This is a genomic window from Nocardiopsis valliformis DSM 45023 (assembly GCF_000340985.1).
In the GTDB taxonomy this organism is placed as follows: domain Bacteria; phylum Actinomycetota; class Actinomycetes; order Streptosporangiales; family Streptosporangiaceae; genus Nocardiopsis; species Nocardiopsis exhalans.
This window is the reverse complement of the sequence record NZ_ANAZ01000061.1, coordinates 1-25690: the sequence shown is the minus strand read 5'-3', so window position 1 is coordinate 25690 and position 25690 is coordinate 1. Positions and strand designations below refer to the sequence as shown.

Below are 25690 nucleotides of genomic sequence, written 5' to 3'. Positions count from 1 at the left end.
CGGCAACCATCAAGCGGCGGGAAACGGGGGAACCCCAACCCGAACCGTCACACAACAACCCCCAGACCAACAGCAAGCCCCCAGAGGACCGGCGAGCCCGGGTCAGGACGGCACGGCTCAGGGCGGGGTCTCCCTCGTGTCCGAAGCCACCTGTTCGGACAGGGCCGCGGCGCACCTCCCCATTTGGGCGCGGAAGGCGTCGGCGAGTTCGGGCGGCCCCTCGACCAGGGTGAATTCGACGTTCACCGAGGTGATCATCCAGACCAGGTCGTACACGGTCTCCCCGCCCAGGTACAACAGGCAACTGCGGGCGTCGACGGCCTCCAGGACCCCCATACCGGGCCAGATCCGGTCGGCGACCGTTTCGACGGGTTCGTGCAGCCGGACCACGGCCCGGTAGTCCCAGGCCCCGGAGGAGAGCTGGTGGGCGACGTACAGGGCCGCGTCGCCGTGCGGCGGACGACGGGGCTCGAACCGGGGGCCGGTGGGGGTTCGCGGGGTGAGGCGGTCCACGCGGAAGGTGCGCCAGTCCGCGCGGCCGACGTCGAAGGCGACCAGGTACCAGCGTCGGCCGAAGCTGACCAGGGTGTGCGGTTCGACGTCGCGGACCGAGTCGCCGCCGTGCGGGCTGGTGTAGTCGAAGCGCAGCCGTTCCCCGCGGCGGCAGGCCTGGGCGAGCGCCATCAGTACGTCGGCGGAGACCGTCGGGCCGGGTTCGGCCCCGGCCCGCACGGTGGCCCCGTGCAGGGTGTTCACCCGCTGCCGGAGCCGGGAGGGAAGCACCTGTTCGAGTTTGCCGAGCGCGCGCAGCGAGGACTCCTCGATACCGCTGACCGAACCGTCTGCGGCGGTGCGCAGCCCCACGACCACGGCCACCGCCTCCTCGTCGTCGAGCAGCAGGGGCGGCATGGCGGCGCCGCGACCCAGCCGGTACCCGGGTGCGCCCTGGGTGGCGTGTACCGGATAGCCGAGTTCGCGCAGGCGGTCCACGTCCCGGCGCACGGTGCGGGTGGTGACGTCGAGGCGCTGGGCCAGATCGGCTCCAGACCAGTCGCGGTGGGTCTGGAGCAACGACAGCAGCGCGAGCAGGCGTGCGGAGGTCTCGGCCATGAATCCGATTCTGCCATCGGCTTAGGAAGGAAACTGTCCTAAGTGGCTCCTAGCGTGGAGGCCATGACGAACACACCGCAGACCAAGGCACAGCAGGCCGACACTTGGCAGCACAGCGAGAGCATCCGCCCCTTCCGCGTCGACGTCCCCGAGGAGCAGCTGGTGGACCTGCGAGCGCGGCTGGGCAACACGCGCTGGCCGGACGAGGTGCCGGGGGTGGGCTGGAGCCGGGGTGTGCCGGTCGGGTACCTGAAGGAGCTCGCCGAGTACTGGCGCACCTCCTACGACTGGCGGGCCCACGAGGCCGAGCTCAACGCGTACCCGCAGTTCACCACCGAGGTGGACGGGCAGAACATCCATTTCCTGCACGTGCGCTCGCCGGAGCCGGAGGCCACACCGCTGATCCTGCTGCACGGTTGGCCGGGGGCGGTCACCGACTTCCTGGACGTGATCGGCCCGCTCACCGACCCCCGCTCGCACGGTGGCGACCCGGCGGACGCCTTCCACCTGGTCGTCCCGTCCCTGCCGGGGTTCGGGTTCTCCACCCCCCTGGCGGGTCCGGGTATGGGCACGGAGCGGATGGCAGGGGTGTTCGTGGAGCTGATGTCCCGGCTGGGCTACGAGCGCTACGGAGTCCAGGGCTACGACACCGGTTCCTGGGTGGGACCGCAGATCGGCAAGCAGTCGGCCGGGAACGTGATCGGGGTCCACCTCAACGCCATGGTCACCTTCCCCTACGGCGACGAGGAGGAGAAGGCCCTTGAAGGCGCGGACCGCCGCCGCTGGGAGTCCATGCGGGACTTCAATGACGGCTACCTCCAGTGCAACGGCAAGCGCCCGCAGACCGTCGCCTACGGGCTGACCGACTCGCCAGTGGGGCAGCTCGCCTGGATGGTGGAGAAGTTCAAGGAGCTCACCATGCCGGAGGAGGGCCTGCCCGAGGACAGCCTGGACCGCGACCGAATACTCACCTGCGTGTCGCTGTACTGGCTGACTGGCACCGCGGGATCGGCCGCGCAGATCTACTACGAGGACATGTCCGCGAATGGCTGGGGCGGCGCGGGCGAGGGCGGCGCGGCCTGGGTGGAGAATTCAGCTGATTCGGGTGCGGGGGCCGATACGTGGAGCGGGGGTTCGGGTGAGGACCTGGGCGGCTGGCCCTCCGAGCGCGGAACGGTGCCGACGGGGGTCCTGCTCTCCGCGCACGACGTGACCGTCCGCGCCTGGGCCGAACGGGACCACGACATCGTGCGGTGGACCGAACTCGACGAGGGCGGCCACTTCCTGTCCATGGAGAAGCCGGAGCTGCTGGTCGAGGACGTCCGCGCGTTCTTCCGAAGCCTGCGCTGACCTTCCCCTCCCCGGGCCCCTTCCAGGAAGAACCCGGCCAGGAGTTGCCCGCCGATCGGGGCTCCGGCCCCTTGTCTGAAGTTGATCTTGCTACCAGGGGCGAGTTCGGCGCCGAACTCGCCCCTGGTAGCAAGATCACCGGGGTTGAGCGGGCGGGCACACCCCGGGGAAACGACGAAACGACCCTGCGAGTAGGCCGAAGGCCACCGTGCAGAGTCGTTCCGGAGTGAAGTGGAGCTATGGGGATTCGAACCCCAGACCTCCTCCATGCCATGGAGGCGCGCTACCAACTGCGCCATAGCCCCGTGTGGGAGTCGTTGGGGCCGAAGCCCTGCCGACTCCCTGAACCTTAGCGGATTATGCGCGGTTCGTCGAAACGGAATCAGGCGTCGTCGCTGAGGACCACTGGTTCGGGGAGGCTGGCGGCGTTGTGTTCCATGAGGCGCCAGGTCTCTCCGCGTGCCTGGAGTACCGACCAGCAGCAGTTGCTGAGCGGACCGAGGAGCTCGCGGCGCTCGTCGGGGACGCCGAGCATGCGGGAGATTCCCACGCGCAGGGCGGCCCCGTGACTGACGATGACGAGGAGGCCGCCGGGCGGGGTCTTGGCCAGGCCCCGGTTGACCGCGGCGACCATGCGGTCCCCGACCTCGGAGATGTGCTCTCCGTCGGGGATGTGCATGCGCGGGTGCTCGGCGGGCCAGCGTTCGGCGAGTTCAGCGGCAGTGAGGCCCTCCCATGAGCCGCCGAAGCGTTCACGCAGACCCTTGTCGAACTCCACCGGGACCCCGGAGGAGCGTCCGAGGTACCCGGCGGTGTCGGCGGCGCGTTTGAGGTCGGACGCGATGACGGTGTCGGGCCTCAGGGTGGCGAGCAGCCGACCGGCCCGTTCGGCCTGGGCGTGGCCGACCGGGTCGAGGTCAATGTCGGTCTGTCCCTGGAAACGCTTCTCGACGTTCCAGGCCGTGCGTCCGTGCCGCCAGAACAGCACACGGGGGGCGTCACTCACGTGGCGTGTCTCTCTTGTTCTGCGACCGGAACGGCCGCGCGGAGGTTACTGCTCGTCCAGCGGGGTGCGCTCGGCACCTCGGGAGCCCTCGGGGAGTTCGATCTCCGGGCAGTCCTTCCAGAGGCGCTCGAGGCCGTAGTAGCCGCGCTCCTCCTCGTGCTGGATGTGGACGACGATGTCGGCGTAGTCCAGCAGGACCCAGCGGCCGTCGCGCTCGCCTTCGCGGCGGACGGGCTTGGCACCGGACTGGATGCGCAGCTGGTCCTCGACCTCGTCGACGATGGCGCGGACCTGGCGGTCGTTGGGCGCCGAGCACAGCACGAAGGCCTCGGTGATGACGAGCTGGTCGCTGACGTCGTAGGCGATGATCTCCTGGGCGAGCTTGTCGGAGGCGGCCTCTGCGGCGACCTTGACGAGTTCCACGGCCCTGTCGGTGGCTGTCACGTTGTGCTTGCTGCCTTACTTGTCGGGTGTGGACCGGCGCGGCGCGGACCGGGGTCGGTTCGCATGGCGCGGTTCAGGGCTCCAGGTAGAGCCCGGTCTTGTTGATGTAGCGGACGATGCCGTCGGGTACGAGGTACCAGATGGGTTCGCCCTTGCGGACGCGTTCGCGGCACTCGGTGGAGGAGATGGCGAGCGCGGGGACCTCCACCAGGGAGACCTTGCCCTCGGGCAGGCCGGTGTCGCTGAGGTGGTGTCCGGGCCGGTTACAGCCTACGAAATGCGCGAGGTCGAAGAGTTCGTCGACGTTGTGCCAGCTCAAAATAGCGCCGAGTGCGTCGGCTCCGGTGATGAAGTAGAGCTCCACGTCGGGGCCGTAGGCGGCGCGCATCTGGCGGAGGGTGTCGAGGGTGTAGGTGGGCCCGGAGCGGTCGATCTCGATCCGGTCGACCCTGAACTGCGGGTTCTCCGCGGTCGCGATGACCGTCATGAGGTAGCGGTCCTCGGAGGGGGTGACCGTGGCGAGGTCCTTCTGCCAGGGCTGGCCGGTGGGGACGAAGACCACTTCGTCGAGGCCGAAGAGGTGGGCGACCTCACTGGCGGCGACGAGGTGTCCGTGGTGGATGGGGTCGAAAGTGCCGCCCATGATGCCGACCTTGGTCGGCACGGAGCCGTCCCGTCGCGCGGGGGAGCTCCCTCCGTGGGAGACGCCGGTGGCCTGCTGTGTCACTGTGCGCTCCGTTTCGCAGTGGCGCTGCCGTGTTGCCGGTTTCGGCCAACCGAGGTTAGCCGACCTCGGGCGTCGTCGCCCGCTTCCAGGCCTGTTCCACCCTGGAACAGGTCAAACAAGCGCCGGGCCGGGCTGCTTCCCGGGAAGGTTCGTGAAACACCCGCGAATCGCGTCATATCTCGTTTGACCCAAACCGTGGCCAAGCGGCATCGTGCCGCATAGCATGCCGATATGGCCAACTCACCAGATCGCGTACGCGTCCGGCTCACAGACATCTCTCCACGTGCCTACGAGCACCCCGCCGATCGCGGCGCCCTGGTCGCGCTGCGTTCGCTGACGGGCTTCGACACCCTCGTCAAGTCCCTGTTCGGACGAATCAACGAGCGCTCGCTCCGCCTGATGTTCCTTTCCAGCGCCGTGCGGGTGAGCCCCACGCAGTTCCCGGAGCTGCACGACTACCTCCGCGACGCCGCCTACGTCCTGGACCTGGACGAGGTCCCCGAGCTCTACGTCAAGATGGACCCCCAGCCCAACGCCATGGCGATCGGCCGCAAGAAGCCGTTCATCGTCATGACGACCGGCCTGTTCGACCTGTTCGACGCCGAGGAGAAGCGGTTCGTCATCGGCCATGAGGTCGGTCACGTGCTGAGCGGTCACTCCGTGTACCGCACCATCCTCCTTCTGCTGGTCTGGCTGTCCACCAAGATCATGTGGATCCCGCTGGGTGCCATCGCCATCCAGGCGATCCTGGCCGGGCTGCGTGAGTGGCAGCGCAAGTCCGAGCTCTCCAGCGACCGCGCCGGTCTGCTGACCTGCCAGAACCCCGAAGCCGCCAAGCGCGCTCTGATGAAGCTGGCCGGTGGCTCGAACCTGTCCCAGATGAACCCCGACGCGTTCATGGAGCAGGCCCGCGAGTACGAGGGCGGCGGTGACGCCGTGGACAGCGTCCTCAAGCTGATGACCACCATCCCGCAGAGCCACCCGTTCGCGGTGGTCCGGGTGGCCGAACTGCACCGATGGATCGAGAGCGGCGAGTACCAGCGGATCGTCGACGGCGAGTACCCGCGGCGGTCCACCGACCGTGAGGCCAGTGTGTCGGAGGAGGCGACCAACGCGGCCAACTCCTACCGGGAGGGCTGGAACCGTTCCTCAGACCCGCTGGTCAAGACCATCCGGGACGTGGCGGGTGGCGCGGGGCGCGCCGGGGGCCAGTTCTTCGACACGGTGGCCGACCGCTGGCGGGGTGGCCAGGGCGGCTCCGGAAGCGACCAGGGCAGCCAGAGCGGCGAGAGCGGCAGCGACAACGGCAACAGCAACAGCAACAGCAACTAGCGTTCCGGCGGACCCGCACGGGGGCGGCACCCGGCTCTTCCGGGCACCGCCCCTGTGGCGTTCGCGAGGACGGGCGTGTACCCGGGGCTCATGGGTGTGTTCGGAGCACAGGGTTCGGAACGGCACAGGGTTCGGAACGGCGTGCCCCTGTGCCGCGCGCGGTTCCCTGACCGTTCCGGGGTCAGCCCCAGCCGGTCGCGAGTGTGTCGCGCACCGACCGCCAGGCGGCGTGCGCGGGGTCGATGACGGCGAAGTGGTCGGCGCCGGAGATCTCCCGGTAGTCGACGGGGTCCCCCGCCGCCCAGGCTGCTGCCGCGTAGTCGCGGCTGTGCTCGACCGGGACGCGCTGGTCCTGGTCGCCGTGGACCAGTAGTTGGGGAACACCGAACGGCAACCGGTGCACGGGGGAGGACTCGGCGTAGAGCTCCGGAGCGGGAACGGGGCCGAGGAAGGGTTCGACCGCCCCCTCCCCCAGTCCGGCTTCGGCGCAGCGACGCAGGTCGGTGATGGGGGCGAGCGGGACCACGGAGGTCACCAAGGAGTCGGTGGCAGTCATCAGGGCGAGGTGGCCCCCGGCGGAGTGGCCGAGGGAGACCACGCGGGAGGTGTCCAGGCGTTCGTCACTCTCGGCGGTAGCGGCGAGCAGGTCCAGGGCGCGGGCGACGTCGTCACGGGTCTGCGGCCAGCCGCCGCCGTCGGTGCCGGTGCGCCGGTACTCGATGTTCCACACCGCCCACCCGTCCGCGGTCAGGTCCCGGGCGAGGGGGTCCATCAGGTGGGCGTCGTGCTGGTCGCGCCACCAGCCGCCGTGCAGCAGGACCGCCACGGGGGCCGGAGCGTCCGTTCCTTCGGGGTCCCAGCGGTGGATGATCTGGCTGGGGTGCTCACCGTAGATCGTGGTCACCGTGGGTCTCCCTGGGTCGTGGCCGGGCGGAGAGCGCTCTCCGAGGGTGCGGGGCCGTGCTCGGGCTGGTCGGGGCGCCAGCGGCGGTGGCGGGTGCCTTGTGTCCCGGTGGAACGTAGCAGGTCGAGGCGGGGGCGCGGCCCGTCGGTCCGGCCTGTGGGGGGTTTGCGGCTGCCCGCACGGAAGGGGGCTGGCCAGGTGACTCCGGGACCCGAGTAGTCCTGCTCGGCGGCGGCGTGCAGGGTCCACTGCGGGTCGTACAGGTGCGGGCGGGCCAGGGCGCACAGGTCTGCGCGCCCGGCCAGGACCGTGGAGTTGACGTCGTCGTGGGAGGAGATGGCACCGACCGCGATGACCGGCACTCCGAGGTCTCGGCGGATGCGTTCGGCGTAGGGCACCTGGTAGCTGCGGCCGTAGGCGGGCCGTTCGTCCGGGGTGACCTGGCCGGTGGAGACGTCGATGGCGTCGGCCCCGGCGGCGACGAGGGCGCGGGCGATCTCCACGGCGTCGTCGGCGGTGGTGCCGTCCTCGACCCAGTCGGTGGCGGAGATCCGGACAGTGAGGGCCTTGTGGTCGGGCCAGGCTTCGCGGACGGCGGCCAGGACCTCCAGGGGGTAGCGCAGGCGTCCGGTGAGGTCGCCGCCGTAACGGTCGGTGCGGTGGTTGGTGACCGGTGAGAGGAAGGAGGAGAGCAGGTAGCCGTGGGCGCAATGAAGTTCGAGGAGGTCGAATCCGGCGCGGTCGGCGGAGCGGGCGGCGGCGGTGAAGTCGTCCCGGATGGCTGCCATGGCGGCGTGGTCGAGTTCCCTGGGTGTCTGGTTGACGCCCTCCCGGTAGGGCAGCGGTGAGGGGGCCACCAGGGGCCAGTTGCCGTCGGGCAGGGGCTGGTCGATGCCCTCCCACATGAGGCGGGTGGATCCCTTGCGTCCGGCGTGGCCGAGCTGCACCCCGATCTTCGCCCGGCTGTTGGTGTGCACGAACTCGGTGATACGGCGCCAGGCGGCCTCGTGTTCGGGGGTGTACAGACCGGCGCAGCCGGGGGTGATGCGTGCTTCGGCGGACACGCACACCATCTCGGTCATGACCAGTCCGGCCCCGCCCAGGGCCTTGCCGCCCAGGTGGACGAGGTGGAAGTCGCCCGCCAGGCCGTCGGTGGCGGAGTACATGTCCATGGCCGAGACCACGACCCGGTTGTCCAGCTCCACGGGTCCCAGGTTGAAGGGGTGGAACATGGGCGGGCGCGGTTCGGCTGCCGCCGAGCCCGCAGTTTCCGTCGAGCCCTCGTCGTCGACGGCGGCCGGGCTGGTCGAAGCGGCGGAACTGGTGGCCGCGGGACGCCCGGCGGCGGATCCGGCCTGTTCGGCCTCGACCTGAGCGGTGAACCACGCGTCCACACACGCGACGAACTCGGGGTCGCGCAGGCGAAGGTTGTCGTAGGTGACCCGGCGGCTGCGGGTGAGCAGGTCGAAGGCGAACTGGGCCGGTGCGGCGTCCACGTGGCGGGCGATGTCCTCGAACCACTCCAGGCTGGCCCGGGCCGCGCGCTGGGTGCTGGCCACGACGGGACGGCGTTCCTCCTCGTAGGCGGTGAGGGCGGCCTCGGTGGTGGGCTGTTCGCGCAGGCAGGCGGCGAGGGCGAGGGCGTCCTCCATGGCCAGTTTGGTGCCCGAGCCGATGGAGAAGTGGGCGGTGTGGGCGGCGTCGCCGAGCAGGACCACGTTGCCGCGCCGCCAGGTGCGGTTGCGGACGGTGGTGAAACGCTGCCAGCGGGAATTGTTGGGCAGCAGGCGGTGGCCGCGCAGGACGTCGGCAAAGAGCTGCTCGCAGCGCGCTATCGCGTCGAGGGCGCTCTCCCCGGGGGCGAGGTCCTGGTCAAAGAACCCGGCGGCGTGCCACACGTCCTCAGCCATCTCCACGATGAACGTGCTGGAGCCGGTGGAGTAGGGGTAGCAGTGCAGCTGTATGACCCCGTGCGGGGTCTCCAGGACATGGAAGTTGAAGGCGTCGAAGACCAGGTCGGTACCGAGCCACATGAAGCGGTTGCGGTGGGCTTGGAGTTCGGTGCCGAAGTCCGCGGCGTGGGTGGTCCTGGTGATGCTGTTGACCCCGTCGGCGGCGACGACGAGGTCGTGGGTGGCGGCCAGATCCGCGGCGGGTGGCGCCTCGGTACGGCTGAGCACCCGGACCCCCAGCTCGGCGCAGCGGGCGCGCAGGATCTGGAGGAGCCGGCGGCGGCCGATGGCGGCGAAGCCGTGTCCGCCGGAGGTGGTGACGGTGCCTCTGTGGTGGATGTCGATGTCGTCCCAGCGGGCGAACTCGGCGGCCATGGCCCGGTACACGGCGGGGTCGGCGTGTTCGATGCCGCCGAGGGTCTCGTCGGAGAGCACCACGCCGAACCCGAAGGTGTCGTCGGGGGCGTTGCGTTCGTAGACGGTGATGTCGTGGGTGTGGTCCAGCTGGCGGGCCAGGGCCGCGAAGTAGAGTCCCGCGGGTCCCGCCCCGATACACGCGATGCGCATCGTGCCGCCTTCCTGTTCGCTGACGCCGGTTCCGCCGGCGCCGTCCGCGTTGGTGCTGGTTCCGCTGGCGTCCCTGCCGTGGGCCGCTGTCAGCTCAGGTGCTCTCCCGGAGTCTGAAGCGCTGGAGTTTGCCGGTGGCGGTGCGCGGCAGGGACGGCAGGAAGACCACCGAGCGCGGGGTCTTGTAGGGGGCGATGCGCGAGCGGACATGGTCCTTGAGCCGGTCAGCCAGAGCGGTGTCGGCGGTGAGCCCCCGGCGCGGCACCACGTAGGCGCGCACGACCAGGCCCCGGTCCGGGTCCTGCGTTCCGACCACCGCGGCCTCCTCCACATCGGGTGAGGTGAGCAGGGCCTCCTCCACTTCAGCGGGGGCGATGTTGTATCCGGCGGAGACGATCATGTCGTCGCTGCGCGCCCGGAACCAGAAGTAGCCGTCCTCGTCGCGTACGTAGGTGTCACCGGTGTGGTTCCAGCCGTGGCGGACGTACTCGCGCTGGCGTTCGTCGGACAGGTAGCGGCAGCCGACCGGACCCCGGACCGCGAGGTGGCCGGGTTCACCGTCGGGGACGGGTTTGCCCTCGTCGTCCAGGATCACCGCCTCGAACCCGGGCACGGGGCGTCCGGTGGAGCCGGGGCGCATGTGCTCGTCGCTGGCGGAGACGAAGATGTGCAGCATCTCGGTGGCGCCGATACCGTCGAGCAGGCGCACACCGGTGGCGTCGTACCAGGCCTGCCAGGTGGCGGCGGGCAGGTGTTCCCCGGCGGAGACGCAGCGGCGCAGGGAGGACAGGTCGCGCCCCTCGAGCTGGGTGAGCATGCTCCGGTAGGCGGTGGGTGCGGTGAACACGACGGAGGCGCCGTGCTCGGAGACGGCGCCCAGGATCGCCTCGGGGCGCGGGCGTTCGAGGAGGACCGTGGCGGCCCCGGCGCGCATCGGGAAGATCAGGAGCCCGCCGAGGCCGAAGGTGAAGGCGAAGGGCGGGCTGCCGACGAAGAGGTCTTCAGGGGTCGGTTTGAGGACCTGGGCGGAGTAGGTGTCGGCGATGGCCAGGACGTCGCGGTGGAAGTGCACGCAGCCCTTGGGCGCGCCGGTGGTGCCGGAGGTGTAGGCGATCATGCAGGCGTCGTCGGCGGCGGTGGGCACCGCGGTGAAGCCGGGCGGGTGGGCGTCGACCCGCGCAGTGAGGTCGCTGTCAGCCTCGCCCCCGTAGACCAGGACGCTCGGGGCCCGCTCCCCGAGTTGGTCGGCGGCGGCGGTGAGGTCGTCGAGGAAGCGGGCGTCGCAGAGCGCGTGGGTGACCCGGGCGGAGCGGACGATGGTGGAGAGCTCTCCGGCGCGCAGGACCGGCAGGACAGTGACGACCACTCCCCCGGCCTTGAGAACGGCGAGCCAGCAGGCGGCCAGCCACGGCGAGTTGGGCCCGCGCAGCAGCACCCTTTCCCCCGGCCGCAGGCCGCGCTCGTCCACCAGGACGCGGGCGATCCGGTCCACCCGGTCCCGGAGCCGGGCGTAGGTGAGGGTCTCGTGCTCGCCGACCACGCAGCGGCGGTCCGCGCCGAAGCGGGCGATGGTGCCGTCGAGCAGTTCCTCGGCGCAGTTGAGCCGTTCCGGGTGGTCCAGCGGCCGGATCAGCGGCCATTCCTCGGCCGGGGGCAGATGCTCCCGGGTGAAGGTGTCCTCATGGGCCGTGGGTGAGAGTGGCACGGCCGGGAGGGCGTGTTCCGGAAGCGACGGCCGGTCAGCCAGGTTCGGGTTCGTGTTCCGGTTCGGGTCGGGGTGCGACATGCTGGACCTCCGGTGGGCGGGGTTCTACAGCCGGGTCTGTGGCGTTACATGTGGCGAGCGATGATCTGACGCTGGACCTCCGAAGCGCCTTCGTAGATACGCGGGGCGCGCACCTCGCGATAGAGGTGTTCGAGCAGATGGCCCCGGTGCAGGGCGCGGGCGCCGTGCAGCTGTACCGCGGCGTCCACCACGTACTGGGCCGTCTCGGTGGCGAAGAGCTTGGCCATGGCGGCCTTGAGGGTGACGTCGGGACCACCGGAGTCGTACTCCCGCGCCGCCGCGTAGACGAGCAGCCGGGCGGCCTCGGTGCGGGTGGCCATCTCAGCCAGGGTGTGGGCGACCGTCTGGAGGCGGCGCAACGGGCCGCCGAAGGCGCTGCGGTGGTCGGTGTGCTCCTTGGCCGCGGCCAGCGCGGCGTCGGCCATCCCCACCGCGAAGGCGCCGACGCTGGGGCGGAACAGGTCCAGGGTGCGCATGGCGACAGTGAACCCCTGGTCAGGGATGCCGACGACATCCTGCGGGCCGACCTCGACCCCGTCGAAGACTAGGTGGCCCAGGGCGTGCGGGGAGAGCATCTCCAGGGGGCTGCCGGAGAGCCCCGGGCGGTCGCCCGGGACGCAGAAGGCAGTCACCCCGCGGGAGCGCGTCCCGGGGGTGGTGCGGGCGAACACGGTGTAGAAGTCGGCGTCGGGGGCGTTGGAGATCCAGGTCTTCTCGCCGTGCAGGCGCCAGCCGTCACCGAAGGGTTCGGCGCGCAGTGCCAGGGCCGCGGCGTCCGAGCCCGCGTCGGGTTCGGTGAGGGCGAAGGCGGCCACGGCCCGGCCGGCGGCGGCTTCGGGGACCCAGCGTCGGCGTTGGCGTTCGGTTCCGGACTGCAGGAGCGGGTAGGTGCCCAGCCCCTGGAGGGCGAGGGCGGTCTCGGCGTGGGTGTCGGTGCGGGCCAGGTGCTCGCGCAGCAGGCACAGGCGGGTCGCGGGCGCCTCACGCAGGGGGCCGTCGTCCGCGGTACCGGGGAAGAGCGCCGGGAGGAGGCCCACGTCACCGAGGCGGAGCAGCAGGGCGCGGTCCACCCGGCCGGGTTCGGCCGCCGGTGCGGTGTCCGACCCGGACGGTGCGGCGGTGATTTCGGCGGCGCACGCCCGGACCCAGCGCGCGAACTCGTGATCGGTGTCGTTCCGGGGGATCCCCATGGGTGACCTCGACTCTCGTTGGGTACGTGATCCACCCCACATCGCAAATATACAATAAGTATGACGACCGTCAAGAGAGCTACATGAGGAGATTCAACGGTGCGTTCAGCCCCCGGTGACGGGGAGGACCGTCCGAGGACCGGACCAACCGGCCGATATCGTGTCCGCGTGACGTCCAACAGCGGCCAGGCGGCCGACCCCGACACCGAGCGCCGGCGGCCCAGGTCCCTGATCGTCTCCTTCTTCGGTTCCTACGCCCGTGACGTGGGCGGATGGATCGGGGTGGCCGACCTCATCGCGCTGATGTCCGGGCTCGACGTGGAAGGCCCCGCCGTTCGCTCCGCCGTCTCCCGGCTCAAACGCCGCGGCCTGCTGACCCCCGAACGCCTCGGCGGGGCGGCCGGGTACCGCCTGTCCGACGAGGGGCGCCGCATCCTCGCCGAGGGGGACCAGCGCATCTTCGGCCACCGCGTCGCCCGCGTCCAGGACGGCTGGGTGCTCGTGGTCTTCTCCGTGCCCGAGTCCGAGCGGCGCCGCCGGCACGCCCTGCGCAGCCAGCTCACCCGGCTCGGCTTCGGCACCACCGCCGCCGGTGTGTGGATCGCCCCCGCTCATCTGACCGACCAGGCCCGCGGGGCGCTGCGGGACCTGGGCTTGGAACCCTACGCAGAGCTCTTCCACGCCTCCCACCTGGACTTTCGCGAGCTGACCGAGTCCGTTGCCCGCTGGTGGGACCTGCCCGCGTTCCAGGCGATGTACGAGGGCTTCCTCGACGAGTACGAACCCGTGCTGGAGCGGTGGCGGCGAATGAGCGGACCGCTCGGGGCGCAGGAGCGCAAACAGGCGTTCGCCGACCATCTGCGCACGGTCGACACCTGGCGGAGGCTGCCCTATCTGGACCCGGGGCTGCCGCCCGAGCTGCTCCCGGAGCCCTGGGCGGGCAGCCGCGCGGCCCGGGTGTTCTTCGACCTCCACACGCTGCTCCAGCCCCTAGGGCTGAGCGAGGTGCGTAGCGTCATCGCGTTCTCGAAGTTCCGCTGAGCCCTGGGCCGCCCGGGCCGCGAGCCCACTCGGACCAGGCACAGCTCAGACCGAGGTCCCGTTCACTCCGAGGTCCCGCCCGGACCAGGGTCGGGGATCACGGCGACGCCGACCAGCTCGACCAGCGCTCCGGGCTCGAATAGGTCGGTCACCCCCAGTAGCGCCATCGCCGGATAGTGGCGGCCCAGACGGGCGCGGTAGGCACGGCCGATCTCGCGGGCGGCCGACCGGTAACCGGGGACGTCGGTGGTGTAGATGGTCAGGCTGACCAGGTGCTCCGGGGCGCCCCCGCAGGCGCGCAGAGCGGTGACGACGTTGTCCAGGGCGGCCCCGAACTGGTCGGGCAGGTCCCGGGCGACCAGCGTGCCGTCGGGCCCCGAGGCGATCTGTCCGGCGAGGTGAACCGCCTTGCCCGGGACTGGGACCACCGCGTGGGAGAACCCCGAGGTGGGGCCGAGTTCGGGCGGGTTGACCAGCGTGTGCGGGCTGGGCCGCAGGTCTGCGGGCTCCACTAGCGCCCCTTCCACTCGGGTGCTCTGCGGCCGGTGAACGCGGCGTGGAACTCGGCGTAGTCGGCGCTCTTCATCAGCAGGGCCTGGGTCATGGCCTCCAGTTCGATCGCCCCGGACAGGCTCATGTCCAGTTCCCGGGAGAGCAGCGCCTTGGTCTGGGCGTAGCCGAAGGCGGGCCCCTCGGAGAGCCGGGTGGCCAGCCGGGCGACCGCCTCGTCCAGTTCTTGGTCCTCCACCAGCTCGCTGACCAGCCCGTATCGGTCGGCCTCGGCGGAGTCAATGGTGTCGCCGAGCATGAGGATCTTGGTGGCGTTGCCCAGTCCCACCATGCGGGGCAGCAGGTAGGCGGCGCCCATGTCGGCGCCGGACAGGCCGACCCGGGTGAAGAGGAAGGCGAAGCGGGCCGAGCGGGCGACCACCCGGAAGTCGGCAGCCAGGGCCAGGACCGAGCCCGCCCCGGCGGCAATGCCGTGGATCCCGGCGATCACCGGGACCGGGCACTCGCGCATGACCCGGACTACCTCGCCGGTCATCCGAGTGAAGGCGAGCAGGTCGTCGGGGTCCATCTCCAAGGTCCGGCCGATGATCTCGTTGACGTCCCCGCCGGAGCAGAACCCCTTGCCGCGCCCGCGCAGGACGAGGACTCGGGTGTCGCCCCGGTGCGGGAGTTCGGTCAGCAGGTCGCGCAGGTCGGCGTAGGCCTCGAAGGTCAGGGCGTTGAGTTTGTCGGGCCGGTCGAGGGTCACGGTGGCCACCCCGCCCTCCCGGTGGAGGTCGAAGTGGTTCCACTGCTCGGTCAGGGGCGCGGACGCCCGGAAGGGACTCACCGGTGGGCTCCTCCGCCGTCGATAGTCAGGGACTGGCCGTTGACCGCCCGGGCCAGCGGGCTCGCCAGGTAGGTGACGGCGGCCGCCACCTCCTCGGGTTCGATGAGTCGGCCCAGAGGGCTGGCCTTGACCAGGACCTCCTCGGCCTCTTCCCGGCCGCGGCCGGTGCGCTCGGCGATGCGGGCCACGGAGCCCTCGGTCATGGGGGTGCGGACGAAGGAGGGGCACACGGCGTTGCTGGTGACACCGGTGCCCGCGACCTCGGCGGCCACCGCGCGGGCCAGTCCGAGCATCGCGTGCTTGGAGGCGGTGTAGGCGGCGGTGTAGCGGGAGCCGGTGTGCGCGGCGGTGGAGGCGACGAAGACCACCCGTCCGTCGTCGCGTTCGAGCATGCCCGGCAGAAGGGACCTGGTGAGCAGGAACGCGGAGGTGGCGTTGGTGCGCAGGTGGGTTTCCCACAGCTCGAGGCAAGTACGCCGCAGAGGAGCGCTCTGCGCCATGCCCGCGTTGTTGACCAGCACCGACACCTCTCCCAGGCTTTCGACCAGGGACTCCACCGCCTTTTCGTCGGTGAGGTCGCAGACCCGGGAGGTGACCTTGAGCCCGTGGGCTCGGGATCTGCGTTCCAGAGCGGCCAGTCTCCCGGAGTCCCGCCCGAGGGCGACCACCTCGTTGCCCTCGCTCGCCAGGGCGAACACGATGGCCCGCCCGATACCGCCGGAGCCACCGGAGACCACGACACGTCGTTCGGAGTCAGCCATGCCCGGAATGTATCACCGACCCATGACCATCGTCACTGCTACGACATAACAGCGGTACGCGTGGGACCGATGATGTAGGTGAGTCGGATGATGCGAGTGGGCCACATGATGTGGGTGGGGCAGACCGGCTAGCCAGTGGGGGGGGTGGCCCGGCCTGGTCGGGAGCGGCCCTCAGCCCCGGAGAGGCCCCGTGCACAAGAACAGCGCCGACGGCGCGGGGCCGTCGGCGCTGGAGAGGCGAGTGGGGGTGGGTTCCCCCGCCCGGCGTGAACCGGGTTGTCGCCGGGAGCTCTCCGGGCCGGCCCGGAGAGTGCCTCGAGGTTTGTCCTAGAAGGCGGGGCCGGCTTCGAGGGCTTCCTCGATGGTCTCGGCGCGCTGCTCCTCGACGGCCTCCTCGAGGTCGGCCTCGTGCTCCTCGAACTCGGCGGTCACCTCGGCAGCGAAGGTGCGCAGCGCGACCTCCTGGGTGACGATGCCGCCGCGCACGCGGTTGTTGTCGCCGATCTGGGCGGTCGGGCTGTTGTCGGAGGCGGTCAGGTCGCCGCCGACGATGTTGTTGTCGATGTACACGCCGCCGGACACGCCGGTGACCGAGAGGTCGCCGTCGATGTAGTTGAGGGAGCTGGCGAAGCCCTCGCTCTCACCGGCGCCGATGGCGACCGGGCCGTTGCCGCCGGTGTAGGTGGCGTCACCGATGACCTCGCTGTCCACCAGGATGCCGCCGGAGGCGGCGTTGGTGACGGAGAGGTCGCCGCGGACGACGCTGTCGAAGATGTCCACGTACTCCACGCCCTCGGCGGACACGCCGCCCAGACGGGAGTCGGTGACGTAGAGCTCGCCGACGGTGGCGTTGACGGAGGAGGCGGAGGAACCGACCACGAAGACGAAGCCGTCGTTGTCGGCGCCCTCGGCAGCCGCGGCGCTCAGGGCCGCGACCGAGGTGCCGTCCTCCAGGTAGGTGCCGTAGGCGCCGGTGTTGACGACGTCGCCGTCGACGGAGGTGTCGGAGGCGTCGAAGTAACCACCGCTGGAGACGGTCACCTGACCGTCGATCTGGCCGCCGAGGATGTGCAGGTTGGCGTCGCTCTCGACGGTGACCTTGCCCTGGATGGTGGTGCCGTCCAGGAAGCAGCTCGCGCCGGCCGGAACCTTGAGGTCAGTGGGCAGAGTGATCGCACCTCCGTGTCCCGAGCACAGGGTGACCAGGTCCGCCTGGGCAGGGGCTGCCATGAGGGTGACGCCGCCGATGGCCAGGGCCGCCGTGGCGGTGGACGCAGCGATCTTGCTCCCGAGCTTCATGCGGGGGATTTCCTTTCGTCGTGACCGGTGGGGTCCGACGCTCCTGATGAGTGTGCGGGAAGAGCGCCGTGTGGACACCACAGAGAAAGTACCGACCCCAAAGCGCTTTGGGAATACTCTTCGGGAGAAGATTCGCTTCTGTCCAGGTTTCCGGGAGGAAAACGCACGTGGTGACGCATGTGCCGCAGAGTGTGCGGAATCACGGCTGTTACGACGGGGAGACGTCCGCCCCGGGGCCCGAGGTTTCCGGTCACCCAACCGTTCCGGACACGCGGCCGTTCCCGGCCAGCCCGGCTGTCCGGGCCTTTCAGGGCCGCCCCGCCAGGGATGGGAAGGAGAATGGCCGCCCGGTCAGCCGGGCGGCCATTCAAGGTCGAACCAACGGTCCGGTGATTACTTCAGGTGACCGTCACCGGTGACCACGTACTTGGTCGAGGTCATTTCGGTGAGCCCCATCGGGCCTCTGGCGTGCAGTTTCTGAGTGGAAATGCCGATTTCCGCGCCGAAGCCGAACTCACCGCCGTCGGTGAAGCGCGTGGAGGCGTTCACCATCACTGCGGCCGAGTCCACCCGGGAGACGAAGTACCGGGAAGTGCTGAGCGAGTCGGTGATGATCGCCTCGGTGTGCTGGGTGGAGTACTTCCTGATGTGCGCGAGCGCGGCGTCCACGTCCGGGACGACCCGCACGGCCAGGTCCATGGACAGGTACTCGGTGGTCCAATCCTCCTCGGTGGCCTCGACCACCGTGGCACCGGTCGGGTGCGCGGCGGCGACCGCCTGAACGCGGTCGTCACCGTGCACGGTGACCTCGGCCTCAGCGAGAGAGACCAGGACCCGGGGCAGGAAGGCGTCGGCGACCGCCTCGTGCACCAGGAGGGTCTCGGCGGAATTGCACACCGAGCAGCGCTGGGCCTTGGCGTTGACGGCGATGGCCACCGCCTTGTCGAGGTCGGCGTCGGCGTCCACGTACACGTGGCACAGGCCCTCGCCGGTCTCGATGACCGGGACGGTGGAGTCGCGGACCACGGCCTGAATGAGCGAGCCGCCACCGCGCGGGATGAGCACGTCCACGAGCCCGCGGGCGCGCATCAGCGCGGTGGAGGACTCGCGGGTGCGGCCCGGGACCATCTGGACGGCGTCGACCGGGACCCCGGTGCCTTCCAGAGCGTCGCGCAGCACCCCGACGATGGCGGTGTTGGAGTCGTAGGCCGAGGAGGAGCCGCGCAGCAGGGCGGCGTTGCCGCTCTTGAGGCACAGGGCGGCAGCGTCCGCGGTGACGTTGGGGCGGCCCTCGTAGATGATGCCGATGACCCCGAGCGGGACCCGGATCTGGCGCAGGTCCAGGCCGTTGGGCAGGATAGAGCCGCGCACGGACTCCCCGACCGGGTCGGGGAGTTCGACGATCTCGCGCACCGCGTCGGCGATGGCCTCGATCCGCGCCGGATTCAGGGTGAGCCGGTCGATCATGGCCGGGCTGGTGCCGTCCCGGCGGGCCCGCTCCACGTCCTGGGCGTTGGCGGCGGTGATCTCGTCCGCCCGCTTGACCAGGGCGTCGGCGATGGCCAGCAGGGCCTGGTCCTTCACCGCCCGGCTGAGCGGCGCGAGGTCAGCCGCAGCGTCCTTGGCACGTTGGGCTACCGCGTGGACCTCACGCTCGATGTCACTCATGGCTGTCATCCTTGTCAGGGCTTCCTTGCTCGGGAGGCCGCCCGGGCCGGTGGGCCTGCCGCGTCGAAGGGCACCGGACCAGGGGGATCACCTCCAGCGTATAGCGCCCGGTCACCGGACACACGAAGTTATCCACAGGGTGGGACGACAGGCCCTCACTGACCCGTGGGAGCACCGACGCGGACTGGCATGGGCTCTCCGCCGCATCACTACCCCAGCAGAGAGCAGCAGACTATAATTCTGGTCTATGAGAACCTTGCCGCTGTCCGAAGTCAAAGTCCGCCTGTCCGAGCTCGCCGAAGAGGTGGACCGCACACACGAACGGCTGACCGTCACCAAGAACGGGCGCGACTACCTCGTCATCATGTCCGCCGAGGACATGGCGGAGATCGAAGCCACCCTGGAACTGCTGGGGGACCCCGAGGCCATCGCGGAGGTTCAGCAGAGCAAGCGGGAGATTGCGGAAGGAAGGGCACTCAGTCCGGAGGAGAGCACGGACCTACTTGAGTCCTTGCGCAGGAAAGGCCACCGTTGACCTACTCCATCCAGCTCACCCCCACCGCCGCCCGGCATCTGCACGAGCGGCTCCCCGAGTTCGCGGCGGCCGCTTGCGCCGAGTTCATCATGGGACCGCTCGCCGACAACCCCCACAGGGTCGGTGCACCGCTTCGGACACCGTTCGAGGGCGACTATCGGGCCCGGCGCGGCGAGTACCGGGTCAGGTACCGGATCGATGACGACACCAAGACGATCTTCGTCCTCGCTGTGCACCACAGAAGGGACGCCTACCGCCGACGCTGAGTTCAGCGGGCGTCGCTGTTCGAGGTGGACCGGCCCTTCGCGTTCACCAAGGCCAGAGGGTCCGGCGGCCCTCACCCGCTCCGGGGCGGGTGCGGGCCCCGTCCACCCGAAGGCTCAGCTCCAGCCGTAGCGCTCCTTCAGGACAGCGGCGATCTTCCAGAAGAGGCGCTCGTCCATCACGGCGGCCTCGCGGCGGATGGCGGCCTCGTCGAACTCGAAGAGGCGGTCCACGCGCACGTAGGAGTCGCGGCCCTCGCCGTCCCAGGCGCCTGCGCCGATCGGCAGCCAGTCCTGGCGTTCGCGCTCGTCGGGGGCCTGGGAGGAGAGCATGAGGCCGTGCAGGCGCTTGCCCTTGCGGCCCACCACGAGCAGGGGGCGGTCCTTGCCCCGGGTGGCGTCCTCCTCGTAGGGCACCCAGGTCCACACGATCTCGCCCGCGTCGGCGAGGCCGTCCTGCTCGGGCGCGTACACGAGCCTGGTGGCGTTGCGCCCGGTGGGGACCTCGCGGACGGCTCCCTCGTGGGGGTGGGAGTCACCGTTCTGCGGGGAGGCGGCGGACGGCTGGGCGTTGCCGTTGCGCGGAGCGTCGCCGATGCGCTGGGCGTCGCTGTGGCTCTGGGTTCCGACGCTCGGTCGCGGGCTGTTGTACTGCGTCGTCTCTCGGTTCACGCCCCGCATCCTAGAACGTGTCCGGCCCCGACGCGGACGGCTCCGCCGGGGTCAGCTCAGGTCCAGCAGGGCCCGCAGGGCGCGGACGCAGTGCTCCGTCTCGTCTGCCAGGCTCCGGGGGCGTTCCGTGGCGGGGGCGGCGCTCCAGCGCAGGGCGCGGGCCTCCACGTAGGCGGTCCAGGCGTCGGTGACCGGGGCCGCGGAGTCAGGCAGGCCCAGCAGGTCGCGCACGCGGGCGCCCATGGTCTCGCGCAGGTCCTCCACCAGTTCGCCGTCCAGGGTCACCGAACCCCCGCCGAACACCAGCGCCAGGTACGACCCCCGACGGCGGTCCACCTGTTCGTGGAAGCGCTCCACGAACTGGGCGACGGCGTCCCAGCCGGTCAGGTCCCCGTCCGGGGCGGTGTTGCGCACCACCCGGCGCCCGGCGGCCGCCACCACGGCGTCGTGGAAGGCGGTCTTGTTCGGGAAGTAGTGGAACAGCAGCCCCCGGGAGATCCCGGCCTCCTTGGCGACCTCGTCCACTGCCAGTTCCTGGATGGGGCGCTCCACCAGCATCCGCAGGCCGATCCCGACCAGTTGGCGCCTGCGTTCGTCCTGGGTCATCCGCGTCCGCCGCGGGGCTTCCTCGCTCACACTATTGAGCATTGCTCAATAAGAACGTAGTGTCAACGACATGGACTTCGCACCCTCCCCGCGCGCCGCCGACCTGATCGAGCGGGTCCGCGCCTTCATCGAGACCGAGATCGACCCCGTCGAAGAGGACTACCACCGCGACCTCGCCGCCCGCCGGGTCGACGGCGACCCCTGGCAGCCCTTGCCCGTGATCGAGGAGCTGCGCGCCAGGGCCCGCGCCCAGGGGCTGTGGAACCTCTTCCTGCCCGCCGGGCACGAGGGCCCCTACGCCGAGCGCTTCGGCACCATCGGCGGGGCCGGACTCAGCAACACCGACTACGCCCCCGTCGCCGAGCTCACCGGCCGCTCGCACATCGCCCCGGCGGTGTTCAACTGCGACGCCCCCGACACCGGCAACATGGAGGTGCTCCTCAAATACGGCTCCGAGGAGCAGAGGGAGCAGTGGCTGGAGCCGCTGCTGGACGCCCGCATCCGCAGCGCGTTCTGCATGACCGAGCCCGACGTCGCCTCCTCCGACGCCACCAACATGGAGCTGCGCGCGGAGGTCAGGGGCGACGAGGTCGTGGTCAACGGCCGCAAGTGGTGGTCCACCGGCGTCGGCCACCCCGACTGCGAGCTCCTCATCGTCATGGGCCTGACCGATCCCGAGGCCGACCGCCACCACCGGCACACCATGGTCATCGTCCCCCGCAGCGCCCCCGGCGTGAAGGTCGAGCGCCTCCTGGACACCATGGGCTTCAAGGACGAGCCGGGCGGCCACGGCGAGGTCACCTTCACCGACGTGCGCGTGCCCCTGTCCAACGTCATCGCCGGGCCCGGCCGCGCCTTCGAGATCGCCCAGGGCCGTCTGGGCCCGGGCCGCGTCCACCACTGCATGCGACTGATCGGCCTGGCCGAGAAGGCCCTCGAACTCGCCTGTCGGCGCGGCCTGTCCCGGACTGCCTTCGGCAAGCCGATCGCCAACCTGGGCGGCAACCGCGAGCGCATCGCCGACGCCCGCATCGCCATCGACTCCACCCGCCTCCTGGTACTCAACGCCGCCTGGAAACTCGACCAGGGCGGGCCGCTGAACGCGCTCAGCGAGGTCAGCCAGATCAAGGTGGCCGCGCCGAACATGGCCCAGCAGGTCATCGACTTCGCCATCCAACTGCACGGCGGCGGCGGCATGTCCAACGACTTCCCCCTCGCCGGCGCTTGGACCAGCGCGCGGGCGCTGCGCCTGGCCGATGGCCCCGACGAGGTCCACCGCGGAGTCATCGCGCGCCTGGAACTGATGAAGCACGGAGCCCGCAGATGACCCCCGGCGACGGCACGGGCCGCCGTGTCCTGGTTACCGGCGGGGCCTCCGGGCTGGGCGCAGCCCTGGTCTCTGCCTTCGCGGCGCGCGGTGACCAGGTGCTCGCCACCGACCTCGCTGAGCAGGCCCCCGAAGCCCTCCCCCGGGGCGCGGACTACCTGCGTCTGGACGTGACCTCCGACGACGACTGGGCAGCCGCCCTCACCCGCGTGGAGGACGCCTGGGGCGGGCTGGACGTACTGGTCAACAACGCCGGGGTCGCGGCGGGCGGGCGGATCGACCACCTCACCCTGGACGACTGGCGCTGGATCACCGAGATCAACCTGTTCGGCGTGGTCCGCGGCTGCCGCACCTTCACCCCGCTGCTCAAACGGCAGGGCTCCGGGTACATCGTCAACACCGCCTCGGCCGCCGGGCTGATCCACCCGCCGACCATGAGCTCCTACAACGCGGTCAAGGCCGCGGTCGTGGCGCTCAGCGAAACCCTTCAGCACGAGCTCGCGCCCTACGGCGTCACCACGTCGGTGGTGTGCCCGTCGTTCTTCCGCACCAACCTCGCCTCCTCCCTGAGCGGCAGCGACCCCGCGGTGGAGGCTTCCGCGAGCAGGCTGATCAACGGGTCGAAGCTGACCGCGGACGACATCGCCGCCGAGGTGCTCAAGGGCATGGACCGCCGACGGCCGGTCATCCTCACCGACCGCGCCGGACGGTCCGCCCTGCGCGCCAAACGCTGGCTGCGCCCCCTCTACGACCGCACGATGCGCCGGATGGCTGAGGGCGTCCGCCGCCGCGTCGAGCGCAGCGACCCCGCCACGAAGACCAGCACGACCAGCACGGAGAAGCACGTATGAGCAAGGGAACGATCCTGATCACCGGGGCCTCGGCGGGCCTGGGCGCGGAGATGGCGCGCCAGTTCGCCGCGCTCGGCTACGACCTGGGCCTGTGCGCCCGGCGCACCGAGAGGATGGCCGCGCTCAGGGACGAGATCACGGCCACCCACCCCGACCGCCGGGTGGTGCTCAAGGCCCTGGACGTCACCGACGACGAGGCCGTCTTCCGGGTGTTCGAGGAGCTCGCCGCCGAGTTCGGCACGGTGGACCGGGTCATCGTCAACGCGGGGCTGGGCAAGGGCGCCGCGCTCGGCAGGGGCCGCTTCGACGCCAACCGGCAGACCGCCATGACCAACTTCGTGGGGGCGCTGGCCCAGTCGGAGGCGGCCATGGCGATCTTCCGCGAACAGGGGCGCGGCCATCTGGTGATGATCTCCTCGATGTCGGCCCTGCGCGGTATGCGCAAGGCCATGACCGTCTACGCCGCCACCAAGGCCGGGGTGGCGGCCATCGCCGAGGGCCTGCGCGCCGAGCGCGTGCCGGGCCTGGACGTGTCGGTGGTCTACCCGGGCTACATCCGTTCGGAGATGAACGAGCACGTCGCCCAGAAGACCCGCTTCATGGTCGACACCGAGACCGGTGTGCGCTCCATGGTCGCGGCCATCGAGAAGCGCAGGGTCAAGGCGTACGTCCCGGCCTGGCCGTGGGTGCCGATCGGTTTCCTGATGAAGCGCCTGCCGCTGTCGGTCGTCAGGAAGCTGACATGAGCGGGCCCTCCGCTGACGAACGTGTCCCGGGGGCGCGCGAGGTCCGCGCCGAGGACGCCTTCGACGCGGCCGCGGTGACCGAGTGGCTGCGCGGACACGCCGAGGCCCCGGACGGGCTCGACGGCGTCCCGGAGGTCCGCCAGTTCTCCGGCGGCGCCTCCAACCTCACCTACCTGCTGCGCTACCCCGGGCGCGATCTCATCCTGCGCCGTCCCCCGGCCGGTAGGAAGGCGGCTGGCGCACACGACATGGGCCGCGAGTACCGGGTCCAGTCCCGGCTGGCCCCGGTCTTCCCGTACGTGTCCGCGATGGTGGCGTTCTGCGCGGACGAGTCGGTGATCGGCTCGGAGTTCTATGTCATGGAGCGTCTGGCCGGGCCGATCCCTCGCAAGGAGCTCCCACGAGACGTCTCCCTCTCCCCCGAGGAGGTCCGGCGGCTGTGCGTGAACGTCCTGGACCTGCTGGTGGACCTGCACTCGGTGGACACCGAGGCGGCGGGACTGGGCGAGTTCGGCCGCGGCGAGGGCTACGTCGCCCGTCAGGTGGCCGGGTGGTCCAAGCGCTACCGCGGAGCGAAGACGTGGAACGTGGGTTCGTTCGAGAAGGTGATGGCCTGGCTGGACGCCAACCAGCCCCGGGACCGCCGTACCTGCCTCATCCACAACGACTTTCGCTTCGACAACGTCGTCCTGGACGCCCGGGACCCCACCCGCCCGGTCGGTCTCCTGGACTGGGAGATGGCAACTCTGGGCGACCCTCTGATGGACTTGGGCGGGGCTCTGGCGTACTGGGTGGAGGCCGACGACGACCTCCTCTTCCGCCAGTTCCGCAGGCAGCCCACCCACCTGGAGGGGATGCTGACCCGCACCGAAGCCAGGGACCACTACCTGGAGCGGAGCGGCATCGAGCTCACCGAACGCGAGTGGGCGTTCTACGAGGTCTTCGGGCTGTTCCGGCTGGCGGTCATCTGCCAGCAGATCTACTACCGCTACCACCACGGGCAGACCACCAACCCGGCCTTCCGGTTCTTCTGGCTGGCCTGCCGGCTGCTGGAGAGACGGTGCCGGGGGATCATCCGACGCGCCGAAGGCTGAGGTCTGCCCGGCCTCCGTGCGGCGGCCGGGCAGGCCTCACAGCTCCTCGACGGTGCGCATGATCCGCTCGCGCGCACTACTGCCCTCGGGGACCGGGACCAGCGGGTGGATGTGGAAGGCGCCCTGTTCCTCGTAGATGTGCGAGTCCCCGCCCACTTCGGTCACCAGCTCGTGCAGACGGCGTGTGTCCGGCAGCAACAGGTCGCGGGTACCGATGTAGAGGTCCATGGGCGGCAGGGTCGCCAGTTCCCCGTAGACCGGGCTTAGCCGGGGCAGGGACAGATCGTCCCCGCCCGCCCAGACCCTGGCCGCCTCCACCATGCCCACGGGGCTCAGCCAGGGGTCGCGCTCCTCCACATCGGCGATGTCCGGGTTGGACATCGTCATGTCGGCCCACGGGGAGATCAGGACCAGCCGTACGGGCTCTGGCAACCCCGCCCCCGGCAGGGTCTGGGCGAAGGCGAGCGCGAGCCCGCCCCCCGCGGAGTCCCCGGCCAGCAGCGTGCGCTCGGGTGCGACGTCCACCAGCAGCTCCCGGTAGACCTCCGTCAGGAACGGGAAGGCCTCCCGGTAGGTGTGTTCGGGAGCCAGCCCGTAGATCGGCACCTCCACCCGGCAGCCGGCATCGGCCATCCGGGAGATGAGTACCCAGTGCCAAGCGGTGATCTCGGTGACGTAGGTGCCCCCGTGCAGGTACAGCACGGCCTTCTCCGGTACCTCGACCTCACGGGGAAGCACGGTGTAGACGGAGAAGTCACCGACCTCGCGGAGGGTGATCCAGTGCCTCTGGGTGAGCCAGAGCGGCGGACGCGGCTCCTCCTTGGGCCCGTGCAGCCACTCCCGGGTCTCCTCCGCCGACTCCAGGGTCGGTTTACGGAAGACCCGAAGGGCCAACGACGCCAGGCGTGTCACGAGACTCGGCATGGATGGAACCACCCTCCTCAGGACGTCCTGTCATGGAGCCTTTCACGAACGCACGACAACGCGGGCGGAGGGGGCGGCGTGCCGGGCACCCAGGGCGGTTTTGATCCCTCTCCTGAAGATGATCTTGCTACCAGGAGCGAAATCGGCGCGGTGGTTTCTAGTATCTGTTGCAATGAACCTGATTCAGGGGGTAGTT

At 70.5% G+C, this 25690-nt stretch carries 25 protein-coding genes and 1 tRNA gene; 9 read left to right on the top strand and 17 right to left on the bottom strand.

The features are described from left to right. Positions 1-117 precede the first annotated feature (117 nt). On the bottom strand, positions 118-1110 hold the full coding sequence (locus D457_RS0131090; protein ID WP_017584571.1) for a helix-turn-helix transcriptional regulator: 993 nt from the start codon (positions 1108-1110) through the stop codon (positions 118-120). A 63-nt stretch (positions 1111-1173) separates the two neighbouring features. Here D457_RS0131090 and D457_RS0131085 point away from each other — a divergent pair, with 63 nt between their 5' ends. Continuing rightward, positions 1174-2460 (top strand): epoxide hydrolase family protein, encoded by a 1287-nt coding sequence (locus D457_RS0131085; RefSeq protein ID WP_051073087.1) that lies wholly within the window; start codon positions 1174-1176, stop codon positions 2458-2460. Between the two features lie 232 nt (positions 2461-2692). Here D457_RS0131085 and D457_RS0131080 read toward each other — a convergent pair. From D457_RS0131080 to nadD, 4 genes are all read right to left on the bottom strand, one after another. Further along, positions 2693-2765 (bottom strand) — tRNA-Ala (locus tag D457_RS0131080). A gap of 77 nt (positions 2766-2842) precedes the next feature. Beyond that, the gene (locus D457_RS0131075) at positions 2843-3466 is read right to left on the bottom strand and encodes a histidine phosphatase family protein (protein ID WP_017584569.1); all 624 of its coding nucleotides are present in this window, start codon (positions 3464-3466) and stop codon (positions 2843-2845) included. A gap of 45 nt (positions 3467-3511) precedes the next feature. Continuing rightward, positions 3512-3910 (bottom strand): ribosome silencing factor, encoded by a 399-nt coding sequence (rsfS, locus tag D457_RS0131070; protein WP_017584568.1) that lies wholly within the window; start codon positions 3908-3910, stop codon positions 3512-3514. Between the two features lie 73 nt (positions 3911-3983). Then, complete coding sequence (gene nadD / locus D457_RS0131065; RefSeq protein ID WP_017584567.1) at positions 3984-4637, bottom strand: nicotinate-nucleotide adenylyltransferase; 654 nt, start codon at positions 4635-4637, stop codon at positions 3984-3986. Between the two features lie 231 nt (positions 4638-4868). Between nadD and D457_RS0131060 the strand changes: the two genes are divergently transcribed. Further along, positions 4869-5969: a M48 family metallopeptidase gene (locus tag D457_RS0131060; protein ID WP_017584566.1), complete on the top strand. Its 1101-nt coding sequence runs from the start codon at positions 4869-4871 to the stop codon at positions 5967-5969. 181 nt (positions 5970-6150) lie between these two features. Here D457_RS0131060 and D457_RS0131055 read toward each other — a convergent pair whose 3' ends face one another. From D457_RS0131055 to D457_RS0131040, 4 genes are all read right to left on the bottom strand, one after another. Continuing rightward, positions 6151-6873, bottom strand: coding sequence for an alpha/beta hydrolase family protein (locus D457_RS0131055; RefSeq protein ID WP_017584565.1), 723 nt, complete (start codon positions 6871-6873; stop codon positions 6151-6153). Continuing rightward, positions 6870-9392: a bifunctional salicylyl-CoA 5-hydroxylase/oxidoreductase gene (locus D457_RS33860; RefSeq protein WP_017584564.1), complete on the bottom strand. Its 2523-nt coding sequence runs from the start codon at positions 9390-9392 to the stop codon at positions 6870-6872. The genes D457_RS0131055 and D457_RS33860 overlap by 4 nt, the downstream gene beginning before the upstream one ends. A 94-nt stretch (positions 9393-9486) precedes the next feature. Next, the gene (locus D457_RS0131045) at positions 9487-11178 is read right to left on the bottom strand and encodes a benzoate-CoA ligase family protein (RefSeq protein WP_017584563.1); all 1692 of its coding nucleotides are present in this window, start codon (positions 11176-11178) and stop codon (positions 9487-9489) included. A 44-nt stretch (positions 11179-11222) separates the two neighbouring features. Then, complete coding sequence (locus D457_RS0131040; protein WP_017584562.1) at positions 11223-12368, bottom strand: acyl-CoA dehydrogenase family protein; 1146 nt, start codon at positions 12366-12368, stop codon at positions 11223-11225. Between the two features lie 168 nt (positions 12369-12536). Here D457_RS0131040 and D457_RS0131035 point away from each other — a divergent pair, with 168 nt between their 5' ends. Continuing rightward, the gene (locus D457_RS0131035; RefSeq protein WP_017584561.1) at positions 12537-13409 is read left to right on the top strand and encodes a PaaX family transcriptional regulator; all 873 of its coding nucleotides are present in this window, start codon (positions 12537-12539) and stop codon (positions 13407-13409) included. Between the two features lie 62 nt (positions 13410-13471). Here D457_RS0131035 and D457_RS0131030 read toward each other — a convergent pair whose 3' ends face one another. From D457_RS0131030 to D457_RS0131010, 5 genes are all read right to left on the bottom strand, one after another. Continuing rightward, positions 13472-13921 (bottom strand): RidA family protein, encoded by a 450-nt coding sequence (locus tag D457_RS0131030; protein ID WP_017584560.1) that lies wholly within the window; start codon positions 13919-13921, stop codon positions 13472-13474. Continuing rightward, positions 13921-14748 (bottom strand): enoyl-CoA hydratase family protein, encoded by an 828-nt coding sequence (locus D457_RS0131025; protein ID WP_017584559.1) that lies wholly within the window; start codon positions 14746-14748, stop codon positions 13921-13923. Before D457_RS0131025 ends, D457_RS0131030 begins: the two co-directional genes overlap by 1 nt. Then, entirely contained in the window at positions 14745-15509 is a 765-nt protein-coding gene (locus D457_RS0131020; RefSeq protein WP_017584558.1) for an SDR family NAD(P)-dependent oxidoreductase, read from the bottom strand. Before D457_RS0131020 ends, D457_RS0131025 begins: the two co-directional genes overlap by 4 nt. Before the next feature lie 327 nt (positions 15510-15836). Then, positions 15837-16808 carry a hypothetical protein gene (locus D457_RS0131015; RefSeq protein WP_017584557.1) on the bottom strand — a complete coding sequence of 324 codons (972 nt, stop codon included), beginning with the start codon at positions 16806-16808 and terminating at the stop codon, positions 15837-15839. Positions 16809-17201: 393 nt separating this feature from the next. After that, entirely contained in the window at positions 17202-18476 is a 1275-nt protein-coding gene (locus D457_RS0131010) for a glutamate-5-semialdehyde dehydrogenase (RefSeq protein ID WP_017584556.1), read from the bottom strand. A gap of 247 nt (positions 18477-18723) precedes the next feature. Here D457_RS0131010 and D457_RS0131005 point away from each other — a divergent pair, with 247 nt between their 5' ends. Continuing rightward, positions 18724-19011 (top strand): type II toxin-antitoxin system Phd/YefM family antitoxin, encoded by a 288-nt coding sequence (locus D457_RS0131005; RefSeq protein ID WP_026117202.1) that lies wholly within the window; start codon positions 18724-18726, stop codon positions 19009-19011. Further along, entirely contained in the window at positions 19008-19277 is a 270-nt protein-coding gene (locus tag D457_RS0131000; protein ID WP_017584554.1) for a type II toxin-antitoxin system RelE family toxin, read from the top strand. Before D457_RS0131005 ends, D457_RS0131000 begins: the two co-directional genes overlap by 4 nt. 114 nt (positions 19278-19391) lie before the next feature. Here D457_RS0131000 and D457_RS33855 read toward each other — a convergent pair whose 3' ends face one another. Then, positions 19392-19871, bottom strand: coding sequence for a type II toxin-antitoxin system PemK/MazF family toxin (locus tag D457_RS33855; RefSeq protein ID WP_239646268.1), 480 nt, complete (start codon positions 19869-19871; stop codon positions 19392-19394). A gap of 126 nt (positions 19872-19997) precedes the next feature. Continuing rightward, positions 19998-20582 carry a TetR/AcrR family transcriptional regulator gene (locus D457_RS0130990; RefSeq protein ID WP_239646267.1) on the bottom strand — a complete coding sequence of 195 codons (585 nt, stop codon included), beginning with the start codon at positions 20580-20582 and terminating at the stop codon, positions 19998-20000. Positions 20583-20622: 40 nt separating this feature from the next. Here D457_RS0130990 and D457_RS0130985 point away from each other — a divergent pair, with 40 nt between their 5' ends. The 4 genes from D457_RS0130985 to D457_RS0130970 are packed head-to-tail and all read left to right on the top strand — an operon-like array spanning position 20623 to position 24570. Then, entirely contained in the window at positions 20623-21879 is a 1257-nt protein-coding gene (locus D457_RS0130985) for an acyl-CoA dehydrogenase family protein (RefSeq protein ID WP_017584551.1), read from the top strand. Continuing rightward, entirely contained in the window at positions 21876-22730 is an 855-nt protein-coding gene (locus tag D457_RS0130980; protein ID WP_017584550.1) for an SDR family NAD(P)-dependent oxidoreductase, read from the top strand. The genes D457_RS0130985 and D457_RS0130980 overlap by 4 nt, the downstream gene beginning before the upstream one ends. Further along, on the top strand, positions 22727-23476 hold the full coding sequence (locus tag D457_RS0130975; protein ID WP_017584549.1) for an SDR family oxidoreductase: 750 nt from the start codon (positions 22727-22729) through the stop codon (positions 23474-23476). Before D457_RS0130980 ends, D457_RS0130975 begins: the two co-directional genes overlap by 4 nt. Beyond that, positions 23473-24570 carry a phosphotransferase family protein gene (locus D457_RS0130970; RefSeq protein WP_017584548.1) on the top strand — a complete coding sequence of 366 codons (1098 nt, stop codon included), beginning with the start codon at positions 23473-23475 and terminating at the stop codon, positions 24568-24570. Before D457_RS0130975 ends, D457_RS0130970 begins: the two co-directional genes overlap by 4 nt. A gap of 36 nt (positions 24571-24606) precedes the next feature. Here D457_RS0130970 and D457_RS0130965 read toward each other — a convergent pair whose 3' ends face one another. After that, on the bottom strand, positions 24607-25494 hold the full coding sequence (locus tag D457_RS0130965; protein ID WP_026117200.1) for an alpha/beta hydrolase fold domain-containing protein: 888 nt from the start codon (positions 25492-25494) through the stop codon (positions 24607-24609). Positions 25495-25690: the final 196 nt, after the last annotated feature.

Coding starts and splice junctions, on each gene's coding strand:
- D457_RS0131090 (WP_017584571.1), bottom strand. CDS start 1,110: ATGGCCGAGACCTCCGCACGCCTGCTCGCGCTGCTGTCGTTGCTCCAG.
- D457_RS0131085 (WP_051073087.1), top strand. CDS start 1,174: ATGACGAACACACCGCAGACCAAGGCACAGCAGGCCGACACTTGGCAG.
- D457_RS0131060 (WP_017584566.1), top strand. CDS start 4,869: ATGGCCAACTCACCAGATCGCGTACGCGTCCGGCTCACAGACATCTCT.
- D457_RS33860 (WP_017584564.1), bottom strand. CDS start 9,392: ATGCGCATCGCGTGTATCGGGGCGGGACCCGCGGGACTCTACTTCGCG.
- D457_RS0131045 (WP_017584563.1), bottom strand. CDS start 11,178: ATGTCGCACCCCGACCCGAACCGGAACACGAACCCGAACCTGGCTGAC.
- D457_RS0131040 (WP_017584562.1), bottom strand. CDS start 12,368: ATGGGGATCCCCCGGAACGACACCGATCACGAGTTCGCGCGCTGGGTC.
- D457_RS0131020 (WP_017584558.1), bottom strand. CDS start 15,509: ATGGCTGACTCCGAACGACGTGTCGTGGTCTCCGGTGGCTCCGGCGGT.
- D457_RS0131015 (WP_017584557.1), bottom strand. CDS start 16,808: ATGAAGCTCGGGAGCAAGATCGCTGCGTCCACCGCCACGGCGGCCCTG.
- D457_RS0131010 (WP_017584556.1), bottom strand. CDS start 18,476: ATGAGTGACATCGAGCGTGAGGTCCACGCGGTAGCCCAACGTGCCAAG.
- D457_RS0131005 (WP_026117202.1), top strand. CDS start 18,724: ATGAGAACCTTGCCGCTGTCCGAAGTCAAAGTCCGCCTGTCCGAGCTC.
- D457_RS0130985 (WP_017584551.1), top strand. CDS start 20,623: ATGGACTTCGCACCCTCCCCGCGCGCCGCCGACCTGATCGAGCGGGTC.
- D457_RS0130980 (WP_017584550.1), top strand. CDS start 21,876: ATGACCCCCGGCGACGGCACGGGCCGCCGTGTCCTGGTTACCGGCGGG.
- D457_RS0130975 (WP_017584549.1), top strand. CDS start 22,727: ATGAGCAAGGGAACGATCCTGATCACCGGGGCCTCGGCGGGCCTGGGC.
- D457_RS0130970 (WP_017584548.1), top strand. CDS start 23,473: ATGAGCGGGCCCTCCGCTGACGAACGTGTCCCGGGGGCGCGCGAGGTC.
- D457_RS0130965 (WP_026117200.1), bottom strand. CDS start 25,494: ATGCCGAGTCTCGTGACACGCCTGGCGTCGTTGGCCCTTCGGGTCTTC.